The sequence below is a fragment of the Trinickia mobilis genome (assembly GCF_017315705.1).
In the GTDB taxonomy this organism is placed as follows: Bacteria; Pseudomonadota; Gammaproteobacteria; order Burkholderiales; family Burkholderiaceae; genus Trinickia_A; species Trinickia_A mobilis.
This window is the reverse complement of the sequence record NZ_JAFLRF010000002.1, coordinates 206,675-222,509: the sequence shown is the minus strand read 5'-3', so window position 1 is coordinate 222,509 and position 15,835 is coordinate 206,675. Positions and strand designations below refer to the sequence as shown.

Below are 15,835 nucleotides of genomic sequence, written 5' to 3'. Positions count from 1 at the left end.
GCGTAAGAAAAGCTAATTTAGCTAATGCAGATTAAGGAACGCTAATGCTCGACTATGCCTTGCTCGACGCGCTCGCCGCCGTCATCCGCTACGGTTCGTTCGATCGCGCGGCGAGCGCGCTGAACGTCACGCCGTCCGCGGTCTCGCAGCGCGTGAAGCTGCTCGAAGAGCGCGTCGGCAGCGTGCTTGTGAAACGCGGACAGCCTTGCGCCGCGACCACGTCGGGCGCGCTGCTGTGCCGCCATACGGAACGCGTCAAGCTGCTCGAGTCGGAACTGACCGGGCAGGTGCCGTCGATGCCCGGTTCGCTCGCCGAATCGTGGCCGACGCTGCGGGTGGCCGTGAACGACGACAGCGTCGGCACCTGGTTCGTCGATGCGGCCGCGCCGTTCTGCGTCGAACGGGAAACGCTGCTCGACCTCGTCATCGACGATCAGGACCACACCGCTCAGCGGATTCGCGACGGCAGCGTGCAAGGGGCGGTCACGACGCAGGCCGAGCCGGTGCAGGGGTGCCGTTCGACGCGGCTCGGGAGGATGCGGTATCTGGCTGTCGCGTCGCCGTCTTTCTTCGCGCGCTATTTTGCGGACGGTGTGAACCGCGACTCGCTGCGGCGCGCCCCGTGCGTCGTGTTCAATCCGAAAGATGCGTTGCAGACGCGCTTTATGCGGCGCATTACGCGCGCGGAAGTCGATCCGCCGCTGCACTGGATTCCACACGTTGGCGGTTTCCTGCGTGCGGCGATGACGGGAATGGGTTGGGGGATGTGCCCGGTGCCGATGATTTCCGCGCACCTTGCGGCGGGCGAATTGGTGGAGATTGCGCCGGGCAAGCATCTCGACGTCGACCTGTATTGGCAGAGCTGGCGGCTTTCGATCGGCTGGCTCGACGATTTCGGCGCGGAGCTGAAAAAGCGGGCGGGGGCGTTTCTGGATTGAGGCCCGGACGCGAGCACGGCGCTGCACGGCAAGGCAAGGCACGGCACGGCACCAGACACCGGCGCGCCCGCCTGTGCCGCTCCGAGTGCGCCTACCTGGCCTTCTGAAGCCTTTCGATGATTGCCATTCCCGCCGCCGGATTGCGCACTTTGAAGCCGCTGATCACGTAAAGGTAGACATCGCGCTTGCTCGCCTTGCGGGGCGCCTCGGCCACGGTTTCGAGTCCGCCGGGTGCGCCGCCCGCCGCCCACTGCTGCGCGCGTTCGGTCCATAGATCGAGGGCGTCATCGGAATAGCCCCGCGCTTCCGTTTCGGCGGTGCCCATGATGCGGGCGTAGACAAAGGGCGCGGTGAGATCGGCGATCTGCGGGTACTGAGAATCGCCAGCGACGACGACGGCCACGCCGTAGCGGCGCAGAAGCGCGATGAAATCGGCGTTCTTGAAACTGTCGTGACGGACCTCCACCGCGTTCCGCACCGCCTGTCCGTCCACTTCATGGGGCAACAGCTTGAGAAAGGCCTCGAAATCCTCGGCGTTGAATGGTTGGGTCGTCCGGAACTGCCAGTTGATCGGCCCGAGCTTTTCCTTGAGCCTCATGACGCCGCTCGCGAAGAACCGTTCGACCGATTCGCCCGCCTCGGCGAGCACCCGGCGATGCGTCGCGAAACGCGGCGCCTTGAGTGCGAAGACGAAGCCTTCGGGCGTCTCGTCGTACCACTTCGCGAAGCTGTCGGAGCGCTGCGTACCGTAGAAGGTGCCGTTGATTTCGATCGACGTCAGTTGACGGCTTGCGTATTCGAGTTCGCGCTTTTGCGTGAGGTCCGGCGGGTAGAACGTGCCCCGCCAGGGTGCGAAGGTCCAACCGCCGATGCCGACGCGAATGTCGTGCTTTTTGCGAGGTGCCATAGTCGATCCGATTGTCGAGTGAGCCGATCTCCAAACGGGGCAACTTTAGCAAACGGATTTACATGCTGCGCAGCGCGGCGAAATCGGCGATACGGATCAGCTTGCCTTCCATTTCGATGATCCCGCGCTTTTGGAAGCGCGACAGCATGCGGCTCACGGTTTCGAGCGACATGCCGAGATAGCTGCCCATTTCCTCGCGTGTCATGCGCAGATGGAATTTGCTCGGCGAATAGCCGCGCTTCGCGTGGCGCTCCGAGACATCGAGCAGGAACGTGGCGACGCGCTCTTCGGCGTTCAACGAGCCGAGCAGCATCATGTGCGAGGTTTCGCGCACGATTTGCTCGCCCATCAGCTTGTGCAGGCGCTGCTGCACCGAGCCGGATTCGCGGCACAGGGCTTTCAGGGCGTCGTAAGGCATGATGCAGACGGAGCTGTCTTCCAGCGCGACGGCGTGGCAGGTGTGTGTGTCTTCGCCGATGCCGTCGAGCCCGAGCGCTTCGCCGGCCAGATGGATGCCCGTGACTTGCTCGCGGCCGTCGCGATGCGTGAGGACGGTTTTCAGCGAGCCCGTGCGGACCGCGTACAGATTGCTGAACGGTTCGCCCGAACGGTACAGCGTGGAGCCGCGCTTGACGGTTCGCGCGGTGCAGACGAGCGCTTCGAGCTTCGGAATTTCGTCGGCCGCGAGGCCCTGCGGCATGCACAAGTGGCGCATAGCGCAGCTCGAGCAATGGGCGTTTTGGCGCAAAGCCGTGCGGTTAATCGGAACAACCTGGGTGGCCGAATGAGTTCGGTGACTTGGGCTACTCGGGCTACTCGGGCTACTTGGGCTACTTGGGCTACTTGGGCTACGTAAGGGGACCACGGTGGGAGTCAGCATGATCGGCGGAAGCAATTTCATTTACGATGAAGTGATTGTCCCACCGCAAGCCCTGTGCATTTAGCGGCATAACGCCGCGTTGGACCGATCCAGACCCCCAACGCGATCAACGAAAAGGCACCTCATGACAGACAACTCCCGCCGCTATCCGGATCCCGCCGTCCGTGTGCTCGACCCGCGCTTTAACGCACTGCGTGTCGCATCGGCTTCGGTCGAATGCTGGTATCAGGGGGCGCGCTGGTCCGAAGGACCGGTGTGGTTCGGCGACGGACGCTACCTGCTGTGGAGCGACATTCCGAACGACCGGATGCTGCGCTGGGACGAAGCGACGGGCGCAGTCAGCGAGTTTCGCAAGCCGTCGAACAACGCGAACGGCAACACGCGCGACCGCGAGGGCCGGCTTGTGACTTGCGAGCACCTGACGCGGCGCGTGACGCGCACCGAATACGACGGCTCGATCACCGTGCTCGCGGACCGCTATCGGGGCAAGCGGCTGAATTCGCCGAACGACGTGATCGTGAAATCGGACGGCTCGATCTGGTTCAGCGATCCGACCTTCGGCATCGACGGCTTCTACGAGGGCGAACAGCAGGAGTCCGAACGGGTTGCCGCCGTCTATCGCATCGACGGCCGGACGGGCGAGCTGTCCGTCGTCGCCGACGATCTTGCCGGCCCCAACGGTCTCGCGTTCTCGCCCGACGAATCGATTCTGTACATCGTCGAATCGCGCGCCAATCCGCGCAAGATCCGCGCGTACGACGTTGCCTCGGACGGCACGTCGATCGAGAACGGCCGCGTGCTGATCGACGCCGGCCCCGGCACGCCGGACGGTCTTCGCGTCGACATCCACGGCAACCTGTGGTGCGGCTGGGGCATGGGGACCGACGAGCTCGACGGCGTGCGCGTCTTCACGCCGCAAGGCGAGGCGATCGGCCATATCGCGCTGCCGGAGCGTTGCGCGAACGTGTGCTTCGGCGGGCGCCACCGCAATCGCCTCTTCATGGCGGCGAGCCACGGGCTCTATTCGCTGTATGTGAACACGCAAGGCGTAAAGGGCGGGTGAGTAGCGTGACCCGCAGCGATCACTATCCGTCGAAGACCACACCGCCATGCCCAAAGCTGCGCCCCCCGATCTTCGCGATACCCCGGGACAGGGACGCTCGCTCGCGCGCCGCTATCCGCGCGGGCTGCACATCGAGCCGCATTCGCACGATTGGGCCCAGGTGCTCTACGCCGTCTCGGGCGTGATGTGGGTGGAGGTCGGCCAGGAAGCGCTGCTGGTGCCGCCGCAGCGGGCCGTCTGGCTGCCGGCGGGCACCGTGCACTCGATCCGTATGATGAGTGCCGTCGAAATGCGCAACGTCTATCTGCGCGCGCCGTTCGTGCGGCATCTGAGCCGGCAGTGTGACGTCTTCGAGATCAACGGGCTGTTAAGAGAGCTGATCACGACGCTCGCCGAGCGTGAAGGGGAGCGCGATCGGACTTATCTCGACGCGGCTTATCGGATGGTCGTCCTCGAACTCGAGCACGCGCCGCGCTATTCGCTGCGGATTGCCCTGCCCGGCGCCTCGGACCGGCGCCTCGAATCGCTCTGCCGCGCCGTGATCGACAATCCCTCAATCGACATCAGCTTCGAGCAGCACGCCGTGTCCGTGGGTGCGAGCGTGCGCACGCTCGCACGGCTCTTCACACGCAAGCTGGGCATCGGCTTTGCCGAGTGGCGGCGGCAGGTTCAGTTGGCGGTCGCGGTGGCGCGTCTGGCGGAAGGGCGCTCGGTCAGCAGCGTCGCGCGTTCGCTCGGCTACCTGCCGAGCAGCTTCAGCGACATGTTTCGCCGCGAGCTCGGTGCGCCGCCCACCGAGTTCTATCCGCATCAGACGCTCAAAGCCTCGGGCCTCGAAGCGGGCGATCCCGCCGATCTCGTCGACGAATAGCAAAACGACCGCGCGCGAAGTCTGTCCGAAATTCGAAAGCACTTGTCGGCACGCCGGCATCCCGGACATCTAGACTTCGGTCGTGCGCTGCATTCGGCAGCCAACTACCGCCAGGAAAGATCGCCATGAAAGCGATTCAACTCAAGTCGTTCGGCCACGGCGAAGCGTCCGCGATCGGCGTGAGCGGCGGGGTGGGCGGCGCGGTGACGCAGATCGCGAAGGCGCGAGGCGCGCGCAGCCTATGAAGCGGTGGCGGCCGGTACGGCCGGACGCGTCGTCATCGACATGTGAGAGGAGGCTGGCGATGAAACCTTATCTAGTCTCACTGGCGCTCGGTTTGCTGGTCGGCGTGATTTACAGTGCGTTCGGCGTGAGATCGCCTGCGCCGCCGACGGTCGCGCTGGTCGGTCTGTTCGGGATGCTGGGCGGCGAACGCTTGATTCCGGTTGTGCGGGCTGTGTTTGAGCGGGTTTGGGGCTGAGTCGGACCGGCGGGTGTCGAAGTTGACATCGCCACGCGTGGCCTTTAGGATGCCGCGGCCGGTGGAGGCCGGGGCCGGCTAGCGCCGGATGCGCTCCACCGCGCGTTTTACCGCTATGGCAAGGCTTTTTTCGCAAAGTTTCTTTTAGGCTGAAAAGGATGCTTCTTGCCTTGTCTGACTCAACTGCCCATTTAAATATTACGAATCCATGACAGTTCCGCGCGGCATTCCTCCGCTACGGATCGCGGTACTCGTGCCTGGTTACAACGCGGCCGCGACAGTCGGCGCCGTGGTCCGCAATTTCCGGACGGCACTTCCGGAGGCCCGCGTCCATGTCTTCGACAACAATTCGTCGGGTGCGGACACGCCCGTCCCCTGACATGCGCAAACAGCTTTTTCACTTTGGCGTCGCCGGCATGGCGGGCTTTCTTGCCGATGCGGGTGTCTTGTATTTGATGCTTGCGCTCGGCCTCGGCTATTACGCCGGCCGCGTCGTGTCGTTCCTGGGCGCCGTGTTCGTCACCTGGCAAATCAATCGGCACTACACATTTACGCCGCGGGCGAGCGCCATGCCGGCAACCCCGCGTCGCGCCCGCTCGCTCTGGAGCGAGTGGTGGCGGTATCTGTTCGCCATGTCGGGCGGCGGGGCCGTCAATTATCTCGCCTATTCGGCAACGGTCTTCCTGCTTCACCCCATGCGATTCCTGCCGCTCTTTGCCGTCGCAGTGGGATCGGTCGCCGGTCTTGGCGTGAATTTCGTGTCCGCCAAGTTCTGGGTGTTTCGACATCGCTAAGCAAAGCAAACGTTTGGCGTTCCCTGAACAACCCCGGATAACGAGGTCTCCTCTGGATGTCGAAGCTTGCTGCCTGGATGCGGTCGATCGATTGGAAAGATGCAAAACCGCAGCGCCGTGCGGCCCTGAATAGGCTGTTCAGTCTCCCACGCGATACACCCGCCCCGTCTGCGCGCCTTCCACGCTGCGGCAATACGCCCGCGCGGCGCGATGTGCCGTGACCGGCTCGAAGCCGCGGAAATACGGCCCGTACATGCCCATCGATTCTTCGAGCACGGTGGGGCTCACCGCGTTGATCCGAATCCCGCGCGGCAACTCGATCGCCGCGCCGCGCACGAACCCTTCGAGCGCGGAATTGACGGTCGTCGTGTTGACGCCGTCGCGAATCGGCTCGTCGGTGAGAATGCCGGTCGTCAGCGTGAACGACCCGCCGTCGTTCACGTGATGCTGGGCGGCGAGCACGACGTTCACTTGTCCCATGAGCTTGTCGCGCAGGCCGATCCAGAACTGATCAGCCGTCATTTCGTGAAACGGGCCGAAGTGCGTTTTGCCGACGGTCGTCACCACGGCATCGACTTTGCCGATCTCGTGAAAAAGCCGCTCGACGCTCGGCAAGTTCGTGACGTCGACGTGATAGTCGCCGTGCGTCGCGCCGACTTCGATCACTTGATGGCGGGTCTTGAGTTCGGCCGACACGGCGCGCCCGAGCGTGCCGCTGGCTCCGATGACGACGATCTTCATGATGCCTCCCTTGGGGCGCCGGGCCGCCCCAAGGGAGGCAGCGAACGTAAGAGAGCGTGGGGGGCATTTGCGAGCCCCGAAAAAAATCGGCTCAATGCGGCTTCGAGGGGCAAATCTCGAAGAGACGCGTCGGGCGCATGTGCTGCAGCTCCCATTCCCAATCGATGTCGTTTGCCGACCGGCGCATCCTGCCGTGTATCTGCAGGTAAGGGATTTGGGTGAGCTGTACGCCCTTGTCCACTACGTCGTAGCCGGGCTTGAGCGCAAGCAGCAGCTTGCTGCCGCCGACCCGGCTGTCGAAACCGGCGAAGCCGTCTCCTTGCTCGGGCACGCTGTTGTCGAGCGTCGCATCGCAACACGTCACTTCGTCTGGCGAAATCGGTTCGCCGTTCGCGAGGCGCTCGGCTTCGCGATACTTGCCGTCGGTATCGACGGTGCTGTCGAAGGTCGCATCGTTGCTCAAATCGACGCTGCGCGGACGCCGGTTCGTCAGGCCGAGCGGTCCGGGTTGAGCGTCAGGTTCATTCGTCGCGCGATCGGCGCCGCGCGCGCCGATTGGGTTGTCGGTTGTCGCATTCATGACGATCCCCATAAAAAAGCAATCGATGAAAGCGCTGCAAAAGCCGTTCCGCCGCTCAGGCATGAGGGGTCGCGCACTGGAACCGTAAAGAAGGGTTAGCGTCCGATTTTTTTTCGTAGAACACGCACTTTGTACAGAGTATGATCCTCTCCTCAGAGCTTGCACGCCATCATTACATGTTCGTCGTGCGTGCCGTTCAAACCCGCGGCGAACTCCCCAATTGTGCGTACAACTCGAATAAACCAGGCAGGGCACTCAGGGCAGGTGACTCATGCATTTCGATTTCGACGCTGCATTCACACATCGCGGCTACTTGTTGAACTGCGCGCCGGCGCGCTCGGGCGACGGCACCTACCAGGCGTATGTCGTGATCTCCCGTTCGAGCGACGGAGAACTCGTCGCCAATCGTTTCTTTCCGAATGAGCTGCGTTTTACGGATGAAGCTTCCGCGATTGCGCACGCGCGCGACTGGGCCGTGCGCTGGATCGACGCGAGCAGCGTGACGATCTGACTCCCATCGGGCCTCGCGCGAAGGCGGCAAAAAAGCGGTAATCTTTGCGGACACTTCACTTAACAGCCGCGATAAGCGGCTGCCGCGTCATCATGTCGAATTCGCAGTCCCACAACTGGGGTCTTGAGCAAATCGTCGCCGAGTTGCGCGCCTCGCGCGAACAACTGCATCGCACGCGCCATCCGCGCGGCATTCGGGAATTGCCTTCCCGCGATGCGATCTGCGGCATCGTCACCGGCCTGCGCGCCGCGCTTTTCCCGACGCACTACGGTGCGCCCGATCTGACCGACGAAAGCGTCGACTACTACGTCGGGACCACGCTCGAAAGCACGCTGCGGCTGCTCGCCGAACAGGTCCGCCGCGCGCTGCGCTTTCTGCCCGAGCACGCCGATACCTCCAACGACGAACTGAGAGCGACGGCATTCGCAATCGCGCGCGATTTCGGCGCGCAGTTGCCGAAGATTCGCGCGCTGCTCGTGAGCGACATTCAGGCCGCGTATGCGGGCGATCCGGCCGCCCAGCACATCACCGAAATCCTGCTGTGCTATCCCGGCGTGTTGGCGATGATGCATCATCGGCTCGCGCACGCTTTGCATCGTCTTGGCGTGCCGTTGCTTGCGCGTTTCATCAACGAGATCGCGCACTCGGCGACCGGCATCGACATCCACCCCGGCGCGCAGATCGGCCCGAGCTTTTTCATCGACCACGGCACGGGCGTCGTGATCGGCGAAACGGCGATCATCGGCGAACGCGTGCGTCTTTATCAGGCGGTGACGCTCGGCGCGAAGAGTTTTCCAGCCGATGGCGACGGCGCGCTCGTCAAGGGCAATGCGCGCCATCCGGTGGTCGAAGACGATGTCGTGATCTATGCGGGCGCGACGATACTCGGGCGCGTGACGATCGGGCGGGGTTCGGTGATCGGCGGCAACGTATGGCTCACGCACAGCGTGCCGCCGGGCAGCAGCGTGTCGCAGGGCAAGATCCGCGAAGGCGATCGCCGCGACGAAGCGAAGTCGTGACGCCGGGCTTGCCGACGGTCCGGCCGGTAAGGTTCGAAATACAGCTGTAGCCTGGTTGTAATGACATTGCCATTTGTGACAATTCCCATCTCGAAATGGGCAGGCATTCGTCCGAGCCGATCTCCCTAGCGCTCACGTATTCGGCACGTTGTACGCCGTGCTGTTCGACACGATCGATAGAAACTCGCGCCGCGTCGACGGATCCGTGCGGAACGTGCCGAGCATCCGCGACGTGACCATCTCGACGCCCGGCTTGTGCACGCCGCGCGTCGACATGCATTGATGGGCCGCCTCGAGGATCACGCCGACGCCCTTCGGCTGCAGGATCTCGTTCAGCGTATCGGCGATTTGCGCGGTCATCTTCTCCTGGATCTGCAGACGCTTCGCAAACGCGTCGACGAGCCGCGCGAGCTTCGAAATGCCGACCACGCGATGCTCCGGCAAGTACGCAACGTGCGCGCGACCGATGATCGGCACCATGTGGTGCTCGCAATAGCTTTCGAAGCGGATGTCCTTCAGCACGATCATTTCGTCGTAGCCGTCCACTTCGGAGAACGTGCGCGCCAGGATTTCACGCGGGTCCTGCTGATAGCCCGAGAAGAACTCTTCGTACGCGCGCACGACGCGCGCCGGGGTTTCGAGCAAGCCTTCGCGCTCGGGATCGTCGCCGGCCCAGCGCAACAGCACGCCGACTGCGGCTTCCGCTTCTTCGCGTGTCGGCCGGCTCAAAGCGTCGCCGTTGTGCTTTTTTGCTCGAGATTCGTTCGTCATCCTTGGCTCCTGATGTGCCGATTCGCCGCAGCCGGGCAATCCCTATCCGTCACGCGTTCCGCATTGTTCCATGTTTTTTGCGGCGCCGCCCGGGGCACCCCGACTTCATTTCGCGCAGCGTACTCGAGTCATGAATCGGGTCATGACTTGGGCCATTCGTCGGCAGCGTCGTTGAACAGTTCGGAGACGACGCCGCGCAGCCACGACAGCCGCGGATCGTTGTGATACTTGCGGTGCCAGTGCTGCTTGAGATCGAAATGCGGCAGCGGCAAAGGCGGCTCGGCGAGCGTGATCGACGCATGCTCGGCGGCGTACGCGAAGCCGATCGCATGCGGCACGGTCGCGATCAGGTCGGTGCGTGCGAGGATGAACGGCAGGCTCATGAAGTGCGGCGTCTCGAGCACGGCGCGGCGGCGGATGCGATTTTTCTCCAGGAACTTTTCGAGCACTTCCTGGCTGCGTCCTTCGGCGCGCACGACCGCGTGGCCGCAGGCGAGAAACGGGTCGAGCGCGAGCGGCGCACCCGCGAGCGGATGGCCGCTTCTCAGCAAGCAGATGAAGCGGTGCGTAAACAACCGTTGCTGAAAAAAATTGCTTCCGGAGAGGTCGGGGAAATAGCCGATCGCGAGGTCCACGTCGCCCGTTTCGAGCCCGCGTTCGACGTGCGCGGGCGGCAGCGAGACCGAACGCAGGTTCGCGTGCGGCGCGCGCTCGGCGAAGAGCTGCAAGAGGCGCGGCAGGAACACGATCTCGCCGACGTCGGAGAGCGCGATCGAGAACGTGCGGGTCGTCGTGGCCGGGTCGAACTGCTGAGCGTCGAGCACCCCGCGTTCGATGGATAGAAGCGCCTCGCGCGCGGCGGGGATGAGGGCGAGCGCGCGCGGCGTCGGCTCCATGCCGCGCGACGTGCGCACGAAGAGCGGATCGCCGAAATACTTGCGCAGCCGCCCGAGCGCCGTCGACACGCGCGGCTGGCTCACGCCTAGCAGCTCGGCGGCGCGGCTTACGTTGCGCGCGTCTTCCATCGCGACCAGGTAAGGAATCAAATTCAAGTCGAGTTCTTGCATCGCGGTCTTACGCTACCTTTATCGCTATTGCGTATACAAGGTATTCGCATAATCGCGTTGCCGCATATTGGGGAAAGCGCCGACAATCGTTTCATTAATCGAACCAATGTTCAGGAGACGAACATGCGCACACAAGTCGCCATCATCGGCGCGGGGCCCGCAGGCCTCTTGCTTTCCCATCTGCTTCGTTTGCAAGGCATCGATTCCGTGATCGTCGAGGCGCGCGCGCGCGAGTATTGCGAGAACCGCATCCGCGCCGGCGTGCTCGAACAAGGCACGGTCGATACGCTCAACGAAGCCGGGCTCGGTGCGCGGATGCAGCGCGAAGGGCTCGTGCATCACGGCATCGAACTGCTGTTCGGGCGCGAACTGCACCGCATCGACGTGACGGCGCTCACGGGCGGGCGCTCGATTACCGTTTATAGCCAGCATGAAGTCGTGCGCGATCTCATCGCGGCTGCGCTCGAGCACGAACAGCCGCTCTATTTCGAGGCGGAGGACGTGTCGCTGCACGATTTGCAAAGCGATGCGCCGCACGTCCGCTTCAAGCACCGCGGCGTCGAGCAGCGGATCGATTGCGACTACGTGGCGGGATGCGATGGTTTCCATGGCATTTCGCGCGCGTCGATTCCGGCCGGCGTGCTGCGCACCTACGAACGCGTCTATCCGTTCGCCTGGCTCGGCATCCTGGCAGACGCGGTGCCGTCCAAGGACGAGCTCGTCTACGCGCATCACGAGCGCGGCTTTGCGCTCTTCAGCATGCGTTCGCCGAGCGTCACGCGCCTCTATCTGCAATGCCATCCCGAGGAAGACCTTGCGCAGTGGTCCGACGAGCGCATCTGGGCAGAGCTGCGCACGCGCTTCGAAAATAGCAGCGGTTGGTTGCCGAACGAAGGGCGCATCACGCAGAAGAGCGTGACGCCGATGCGCAGCTTCGTCACCGAGCCGATGCAGTTCGGGCGCCTGTTCCTCGCGGGCGACGCGGCGCACATCGTGCCGCCTACCGGCGCGAAGGGAATGAATCTCGCCGTGTCCGACGTGCGCGTGCTGTCGAAGGCGCTGGCGGCGCGCTACCGCGATGCGCGCGCCGATCTGCTCGACGCCTACTCGCAGACCTGCCTCGAACGCATTTGGCGTGCGGAGCACTTTTCGTATTTCATGACCAACATGCTGCACTCGTCTTACGACGACACGCCGTTCGGCAATCGCCTGAAGATGGCGGAGCTGAAGTACGTGACGAGCTCGCGCGCGGCGGCGCAATCGCTGGCGGAGAACTATGTGGGGCTGCCGTTTGTGGCGTAGAGACATGGTGTCGCATGGCGTATTCATTTCGATATGCTTACAATCTCCGGTTTGTGTGTACACGAGAGGAGGCAAGCATTGGACAATACAAACGGCCCATCGCCGTATTACAAGCTGGATGGCTTATTCAGGCCGCGCTGGCAATTACATGAAGGCGAGCAAGGCTGCACGCCGGTTCGGATCGAGGACGTGTGCTTAAGGCTGGAGCGGCCGCCGCCGAAGTTGATCCATGCGTCGCCACCCCCGCCTGCGCCACCCGTGAAGACCCCGCCGCGGGTTGAGACCGATGGCGTGGTGAAAATGGTGACGGACATTCTCGATTTCATCGATTGGGTGCGTACTCCGCCGCCTCCGCCCATGCCCAAGGTCAAGGCGGCGCCGAAGCCACCCGCGCCGCCCGCACCTACCGTGCCACCGTTTGACATCCAAGACATTCCCCGCGCAATGGATGCACTCGGGCTGAAAGTCTCGGCGAAATTGATGCGCCGCTGGTTTGCTGGTCAGCTTAATTATTCGCGGACCAAGCACGATGAAACCTATGGCATCAATCAATTCGGCCAACCGTATCCAAAAAGCATGGTAGATACCGAGAGCGTAAAGTTGGAGTGGTTGTTGCGGCATGACTTGATCCAGAGCCAGTACGATGATTTGAGTAAAAAATGCCATTTATAGCTCAGGGGCAATGGAGGTGCTAAAAGGCAAGCCTGGCGAGGGGCCAGGGATGCTGCAGCGGTTCTTCGATCGAACGGGGATGAAAAGCGGTTGGCTGCTTACCTGGGCGTTGTGCGGGGAGGATATTGAGCAATTGCATGCGCGGTTTCAATTTCAGCATAGTAAGGTGGATATTTGGCGCTCGGTATTCGCACGCGATATATCCGCCGCGCTGGGCAACTTCTATTTCTATGCCGCTACCGGTTTGGCGCGGGTCGAAAGCCAAACCTATGGGCGCCACGAAAGCCATGGCGTGCGCTATTACATACGGCGAACCGTGCACATTACGCACATCTATGTCTATGCCAAGGAAAACTATTCTTTTGCGGATGATGGTGATGGCCATTCGCAATATCTTGGGCATTGGAATAAGCATGACATGTTGTGGCTGGCGGCATCGTTGGCGGGTGACTATGTAAGTAAGGAGTTCGGACAGCAACCGCAAATACGCCCCCACCTGTGGAATGGCACCGACAACCCGGTTTATACCGAACTCCCGTTGTTGGAGCGCAGCGTCTATTATCCGATCCGCAATCGAGATTTCCGAGCTTGGCAGCGGCAACACCAGCAAGGCGGCGATTTCCTGATTTATTCAGATCGAATATTCATTCAATTGAAAACCCCGATTACTGTGGAGCTGCCCGAATGTCTTCTTTAATCCGAGCCATCAGGCAGCCGCAGTTGAAATACACGATCACGTTGATGATCGCATTGGTATGGATGGCACAAGCTGTCTACGATCTTTATGACTATTGGGACACAGCGCCCTTTCTCGAACGAACGCTACTGCGTAGCATGCTCGTACCAGAATTCCTCTGGCGCGCAATAAAGTTCACCTTCATTGCAATTTGCCTGCTACGCAGCTGGGCCTATGTATTCGCCGATTCGGCATCAGGCCGTGCACACCGCACATTCAAATTGGCCACAACGGTGGCGTTGCGGATCGGCATTGCCGCACTGTTGCTCAACCTTTGGAACCTGTGGTGGAACTCCGGTCCGGTGTGGAGCTCGGGTCCGTACGGTTGCGAGAAGTACACCGCGATGATGACTGAGACAATGGGCGGTAACGTATTCGAAGATGGCGGACGGCGCTATGAAGTACGGCTATGCGAAGTCGCCTCGTGGGCCCCGTTTTTTGAGAAAAGAATGCGGTTGCAGCTATTTTCCGCCGCGACGGGCGACTTACTGGCGGAGCGCTTATTCTATTTTTCTCTAGGCGATGGGTTCTGGGATGCCCGCGTGATCACGACAAAGCCCGGCAAATTGAATTACGGTCATGGCGACGACGACGGCTATGGCGGCAGGCTGAGCCTGCCGCCTACCAAGCTCGATTGGCTGCGGGCGCGATTTCCTTGAGCGTTTTGCGCGCGTGCATGACGGCGATATGCATCGCACGTGCGGTAGCGCCAAGGAGGCGCGCAGTCAAGGCTGCCCGTCTGACGATCCTTGACAAGCGGTTCGCCCCGACTCTATGATGCGTTGAAACGTTCGCTAATCGAATCTATGTTCGAAATACGAACAAAACGCAGCCGACGCACCTCCCGCGCGACGGTTGACGGAGACGCCGGGCACGCTTTCGGGCGCGCCCCTTCACCTAGCGGTCGGCAGCTTTGCATGGGACTGGCCTAAGCGCTAAAGCGCTAAGGCCAGCCGACAGCGCCGCAACATCAGGAAGACAGCATGGTTAACAAGATTTTCGAATCCCTCCAGTCGGCGGTGGCCGACGTATACGACGGAGCGACGATCATGATCGGCGGCTTCGGCACGGCCGGGATGCCGTCCGAGCTGATCGATGCGTTGATCGAGCAGGGCGCGCGCGATCTGACCATCGTGAACAACAACGCGGGCAACGGCGACACGGGCCTGGCCGCATTGCTCAAGACCAAGCGCGTGCGCAAGATCATCTGCTCGTTCCCGCGCCAGACCGATTCCTACGTATTCGACGCGCTCTATCGCGCAGGCGAGATCGAACTGGAGCTCGTGCCGCAGGGCAACCTCGCGGAGCGCATTCGCGCGGCGGGCGCCGGCATCGGCGGCTTCTTCACGCCCACCGGCTATGGCACGAAGCTCGCCGAGGGCAAGGAAACGCGTCTGATCGACGGCAAGCACTATGTGCTCGAAGCGCCGCTGCACGCGGATTTCGCGCTGATCAAGGCGTACCGGGGCGACCGCTGGGGCAATCTCGTCTACCGCAAGACGGCGCGCAACTTCGGCCCGATCATGGCGAGTGCGGCGAAGACCGCGATCGCGCAAGTGTCGGAAGTCGTGCCGCTCGGCGCGCTCGATCCGGAAGTGATCGTCACGCCCGGCATCTTCGTGCAGCGCGTGGTCGCGGTGCCGCAGACGGTGCACCGCGACGCCCACGCCGAACAAGCCGCCTAACGAGTGCCCGAGCTTTGCATGAGGTCAGAGTAAGCGCTAAAGCGCCAACTCCGACCGACAGGAGAATCGACGATGAAACGACTGACCCGCGATGAAATGGCCAAGCGCGTCGCCCAGGACATCCCTGAAGGCGCTTACGTGAACCTCGGCATCGGCGTGCCGACGCTGGTGGCGAACCACCTCGCCGCCGACCGCGAAATCTTCCTGCACAGCGAAAACGGCCTGCTCGGCATGGGCCCGGCGCCGGCGCCCGGCGAGGAAGACGACGAGCTGATCAACGCCGGCAAGCAGCACGTGACGCTGCTCACGGGCGGCGCGTTCTTCCATCACGCGGATTCGTTCGCGATGATGCGCGGCGGCCATCTGGATTTTTGCGTGCTGGGCGCGTTCCAGGTCTCGGAGAAGGGCGACCTCGCGAACTGGCACACGGGCGCACCCGATGCGATTCCGGCCGTCGGCGGCGCGATGGATCTCGCGATTGGCGCGAAGCAGGTCTACGTGATGATGGAGCACTTGACGAAGCAGGGTGAAAGCAAGCTCGTCGGGCAGTGCTCGTACCCGGTGACGGGCATCGGCTGCGTCGACCGCATCTATACCGACCTCGCCGTGATCGACGTCACGAAAGAAGGGCTCGCCGTGCGCGAGATCTTTTCCGACATCTCGTTCGACGAATTACAGAAGCTGACGGGCATCGCGCTCATCGACGCGACCCAGGCCGCCGCTTCGGCTTGAAACGCCCTTAGCCGGGCGTATTCACGCATACCCAAAAAGCGGCTTCGCGAGACAATGGCAGTTCGCGAGTCTCGCGCGCCGCTCG

General features: G+C 62.6%; 19 protein-coding genes. 13 read left to right on the top strand and 6 right to left on the bottom strand.

Annotation, left to right across the window (positions count from 1 at the left end; all coding sequences use genetic code 11):
* Nucleotides 1–44 precede the first annotated feature (44 nt).
* The gene (locus tag J3489_RS03820; protein WP_206996370.1) at nt 45–938 is read left to right on the top strand and encodes a LysR family transcriptional regulator ArgP; all 894 of its coding nucleotides are present in this window, start codon (nt 45–47) and stop codon (nt 936–938) included.
* Nucleotides 939–1,029: 91 nt separating this feature from the next.
* Here J3489_RS03820 and J3489_RS03815 read toward each other — a convergent pair whose 3' ends face one another.
* Both J3489_RS03815 and J3489_RS03810 read right to left on the bottom strand, forming a co-directional pair.
* Nucleotides 1,030–1,845, bottom strand: a complete 816-nt coding sequence (locus J3489_RS03815; RefSeq protein ID WP_206996369.1) for a DUF72 domain-containing protein — start codon at nt 1,843–1,845, stop codon at nt 1,030–1,032.
* 58 nt (nt 1,846–1,903) lie between these two features.
* A complete protein-coding gene (locus J3489_RS03810; protein WP_374193424.1) occupies nt 1,904–2,560 on the bottom strand; it encodes a helix-turn-helix domain-containing protein in 657 nt (218 codons plus the stop codon).
* A gap of 289 nt (nt 2,561–2,849) precedes the next feature.
* On the opposite strand from J3489_RS03810, the gene J3489_RS03805 reads away from it, so the two are divergent.
* The 4 genes from J3489_RS03805 (at nt 2,850) to J3489_RS03790 (ending at nt 5,934) form a co-directional block, all read left to right on the top strand.
* Complete coding sequence (locus J3489_RS03805) at nt 2,850–3,788, top strand: SMP-30/gluconolactonase/LRE family protein (protein WP_206996368.1); 939 nt, start codon at nt 2,850–2,852, stop codon at nt 3,786–3,788.
* A 46-nt stretch (nt 3,789–3,834) separates the two neighbouring features.
* Nucleotides 3,835–4,659, top strand: coding sequence for an AraC family transcriptional regulator (locus J3489_RS03800; RefSeq protein ID WP_206996367.1), 825 nt, complete (start codon nt 3,835–3,837; stop codon nt 4,657–4,659).
* Between the two features lie 304 nt (nt 4,660–4,963).
* Nucleotides 4,964–5,140, top strand: coding sequence for a DUF1427 family protein (locus tag J3489_RS03795; RefSeq protein WP_206996366.1), 177 nt, complete (start codon nt 4,964–4,966; stop codon nt 5,138–5,140).
* 380 nt (nt 5,141–5,520) lie between these two features.
* Nucleotides 5,521–5,934 (top strand): GtrA family protein, encoded by a 414-nt coding sequence (locus J3489_RS03790; RefSeq protein WP_206996365.1) that lies wholly within the window; start codon nt 5,521–5,523, stop codon nt 5,932–5,934.
* A gap of 138 nt (nt 5,935–6,072) precedes the next feature.
* Here J3489_RS03790 and J3489_RS03785 read toward each other — a convergent pair whose 3' ends face one another.
* Both J3489_RS03785 and J3489_RS03780 read right to left on the bottom strand, forming a co-directional pair.
* Entirely contained in the window at nt 6,073–6,678 is a 606-nt protein-coding gene (locus J3489_RS03785) for a short chain dehydrogenase (protein WP_206996595.1), read from the bottom strand.
* Between the two features lie 88 nt (nt 6,679–6,766).
* Nucleotides 6,767–7,255 carry a DUF3005 domain-containing protein gene (locus J3489_RS03780; RefSeq protein ID WP_206996364.1) on the bottom strand — a complete coding sequence of 163 codons (489 nt, stop codon included), beginning with the start codon at nt 7,253–7,255 and terminating at the stop codon, nt 6,767–6,769.
* Nucleotides 7,256–7,526: 271 nt separating this feature from the next.
* Here J3489_RS03780 and J3489_RS03775 point away from each other — a divergent pair, with 271 nt between their 5' ends.
* Nucleotides 7,527–7,766 carry a hypothetical protein gene (locus J3489_RS03775; RefSeq protein WP_206996363.1) on the top strand — a complete coding sequence of 80 codons (240 nt, stop codon included), beginning with the start codon at nt 7,527–7,529 and terminating at the stop codon, nt 7,764–7,766.
* Nucleotides 7,767–7,858: 92 nt separating this feature from the next.
* Entirely contained in the window at nt 7,859–8,785 is a 927-nt protein-coding gene (gene epsC / locus J3489_RS03770; RefSeq protein ID WP_206996362.1) for a serine O-acetyltransferase EpsC, read from the top strand.
* 132 nt (nt 8,786–8,917) lie between these two features.
* Here epsC and folE read toward each other — a convergent pair whose 3' ends face one another.
* Nucleotides 8,918–9,556 carry a GTP cyclohydrolase I FolE gene (gene folE, locus J3489_RS03765; RefSeq protein WP_206996361.1) on the bottom strand — a complete coding sequence of 213 codons (639 nt, stop codon included), beginning with the start codon at nt 9,554–9,556 and terminating at the stop codon, nt 8,918–8,920.
* 140 nt (nt 9,557–9,696) lie between these two features.
* On the bottom strand, nt 9,697–10,623 hold the full coding sequence (locus tag J3489_RS03760) for a LysR family transcriptional regulator (RefSeq protein WP_206996360.1): 927 nt from the start codon (nt 10,621–10,623) through the stop codon (nt 9,697–9,699).
* Between the two features lie 123 nt (nt 10,624–10,746).
* On the opposite strand from J3489_RS03760, the gene pobA reads away from it, so the two are divergent.
* From pobA to J3489_RS03730, 6 genes are all read left to right on the top strand, one after another.
* A complete protein-coding gene (gene pobA / locus J3489_RS03755; protein ID WP_206996359.1) occupies nt 10,747–11,925 on the top strand; it encodes a 4-hydroxybenzoate 3-monooxygenase in 1,179 nt (392 codons plus the stop codon).
* Between the two features lie 78 nt (nt 11,926–12,003).
* Nucleotides 12,004–12,597 carry a DUF6402 family protein gene (locus J3489_RS38260; protein WP_206996358.1) on the top strand — a complete coding sequence of 198 codons (594 nt, stop codon included), beginning with the start codon at nt 12,004–12,006 and terminating at the stop codon, nt 12,595–12,597.
* Between the two features lie 10 nt (nt 12,598–12,607).
* The gene (locus J3489_RS03745) at nt 12,608–13,294 is read left to right on the top strand and encodes a DUF6402 family protein (RefSeq protein WP_206996357.1); all 687 of its coding nucleotides are present in this window, start codon (nt 12,608–12,610) and stop codon (nt 13,292–13,294) included.
* Nucleotides 13,282–13,992: a hypothetical protein gene (locus J3489_RS03740; RefSeq protein WP_206996356.1), complete on the top strand. Its 711-nt coding sequence runs from the start codon at nt 13,282–13,284 to the stop codon at nt 13,990–13,992. The genes J3489_RS03745 and J3489_RS03740 overlap by 13 nt, the downstream gene beginning before the upstream one ends.
* A 324-nt stretch (nt 13,993–14,316) precedes the next feature.
* Nucleotides 14,317–15,018 (top strand): 3-oxoacid CoA-transferase subunit A, encoded by a 702-nt coding sequence (locus J3489_RS03735; RefSeq protein ID WP_206996355.1) that lies wholly within the window; start codon nt 14,317–14,319, stop codon nt 15,016–15,018.
* 72 nt (nt 15,019–15,090) lie between these two features.
* Nucleotides 15,091–15,750, top strand: coding sequence for a 3-oxoacid CoA-transferase subunit B (locus J3489_RS03730; RefSeq protein ID WP_206996354.1), 660 nt, complete (start codon nt 15,091–15,093; stop codon nt 15,748–15,750).
* Nucleotides 15,751–15,835: the final 85 nt, after the last annotated feature.

What these genes read in the sequence shown, in the direction of transcription:
- J3489_RS03820 (WP_206996370.1), top strand. Translation starts at nt 45, where the DNA reads ATGCTCGACTATGCCTTGCTCGACGCGCTCGCCGCCGTCATCCGCTAC.
- J3489_RS03815 (WP_206996369.1), bottom strand. Translation starts at nt 1,845, where the DNA reads ATGGCACCTCGCAAAAAGCACGACATTCGCGTCGGCATCGGCGGTTGG.
- J3489_RS03810 (WP_374193424.1), bottom strand. Translation starts at nt 2,560, where the DNA reads ATGCGCCACTTGTGCATGCCGCAGGGCCTCGCGGCCGACGAAATTCCG.
- J3489_RS03805 (WP_206996368.1), top strand. Translation starts at nt 2,850, where the DNA reads ATGACAGACAACTCCCGCCGCTATCCGGATCCCGCCGTCCGTGTGCTC.
- J3489_RS03800 (WP_206996367.1), top strand. Translation starts at nt 3,835, where the DNA reads ATGCCCAAAGCTGCGCCCCCCGATCTTCGCGATACCCCGGGACAGGGA.
- J3489_RS03795 (WP_206996366.1), top strand. Translation starts at nt 4,964, where the DNA reads ATGAAACCTTATCTAGTCTCACTGGCGCTCGGTTTGCTGGTCGGCGTG.
- J3489_RS03790 (WP_206996365.1), top strand. Translation starts at nt 5,521, where the DNA reads ATGCGCAAACAGCTTTTTCACTTTGGCGTCGCCGGCATGGCGGGCTTT.
- J3489_RS03780 (WP_206996364.1), bottom strand. Translation starts at nt 7,255, where the DNA reads ATGAATGCGACAACCGACAACCCAATCGGCGCGCGCGGCGCCGATCGC.
- J3489_RS03775 (WP_206996363.1), top strand. Translation starts at nt 7,527, where the DNA reads ATGCATTTCGATTTCGACGCTGCATTCACACATCGCGGCTACTTGTTG.
- epsC (WP_206996362.1), top strand. Translation starts at nt 7,859, where the DNA reads ATGTCGAATTCGCAGTCCCACAACTGGGGTCTTGAGCAAATCGTCGCC.
- folE (WP_206996361.1), bottom strand. Translation starts at nt 9,556, where the DNA reads ATGACGAACGAATCTCGAGCAAAAAAGCACAACGGCGACGCTTTGAGC.
- J3489_RS03760 (WP_206996360.1), bottom strand. Translation starts at nt 10,623, where the DNA reads ATGCAAGAACTCGACTTGAATTTGATTCCTTACCTGGTCGCGATGGAA.
- pobA (WP_206996359.1), top strand. Translation starts at nt 10,747, where the DNA reads ATGCGCACACAAGTCGCCATCATCGGCGCGGGGCCCGCAGGCCTCTTG.
- J3489_RS03745 (WP_206996357.1), top strand. Translation starts at nt 12,608, where the DNA reads ATGGAGGTGCTAAAAGGCAAGCCTGGCGAGGGGCCAGGGATGCTGCAG.
- J3489_RS03740 (WP_206996356.1), top strand. Translation starts at nt 13,282, where the DNA reads ATGTCTTCTTTAATCCGAGCCATCAGGCAGCCGCAGTTGAAATACACG.
- J3489_RS03735 (WP_206996355.1), top strand. Translation starts at nt 14,317, where the DNA reads ATGGTTAACAAGATTTTCGAATCCCTCCAGTCGGCGGTGGCCGACGTA.
- J3489_RS03730 (WP_206996354.1), top strand. Translation starts at nt 15,091, where the DNA reads ATGAAACGACTGACCCGCGATGAAATGGCCAAGCGCGTCGCCCAGGAC.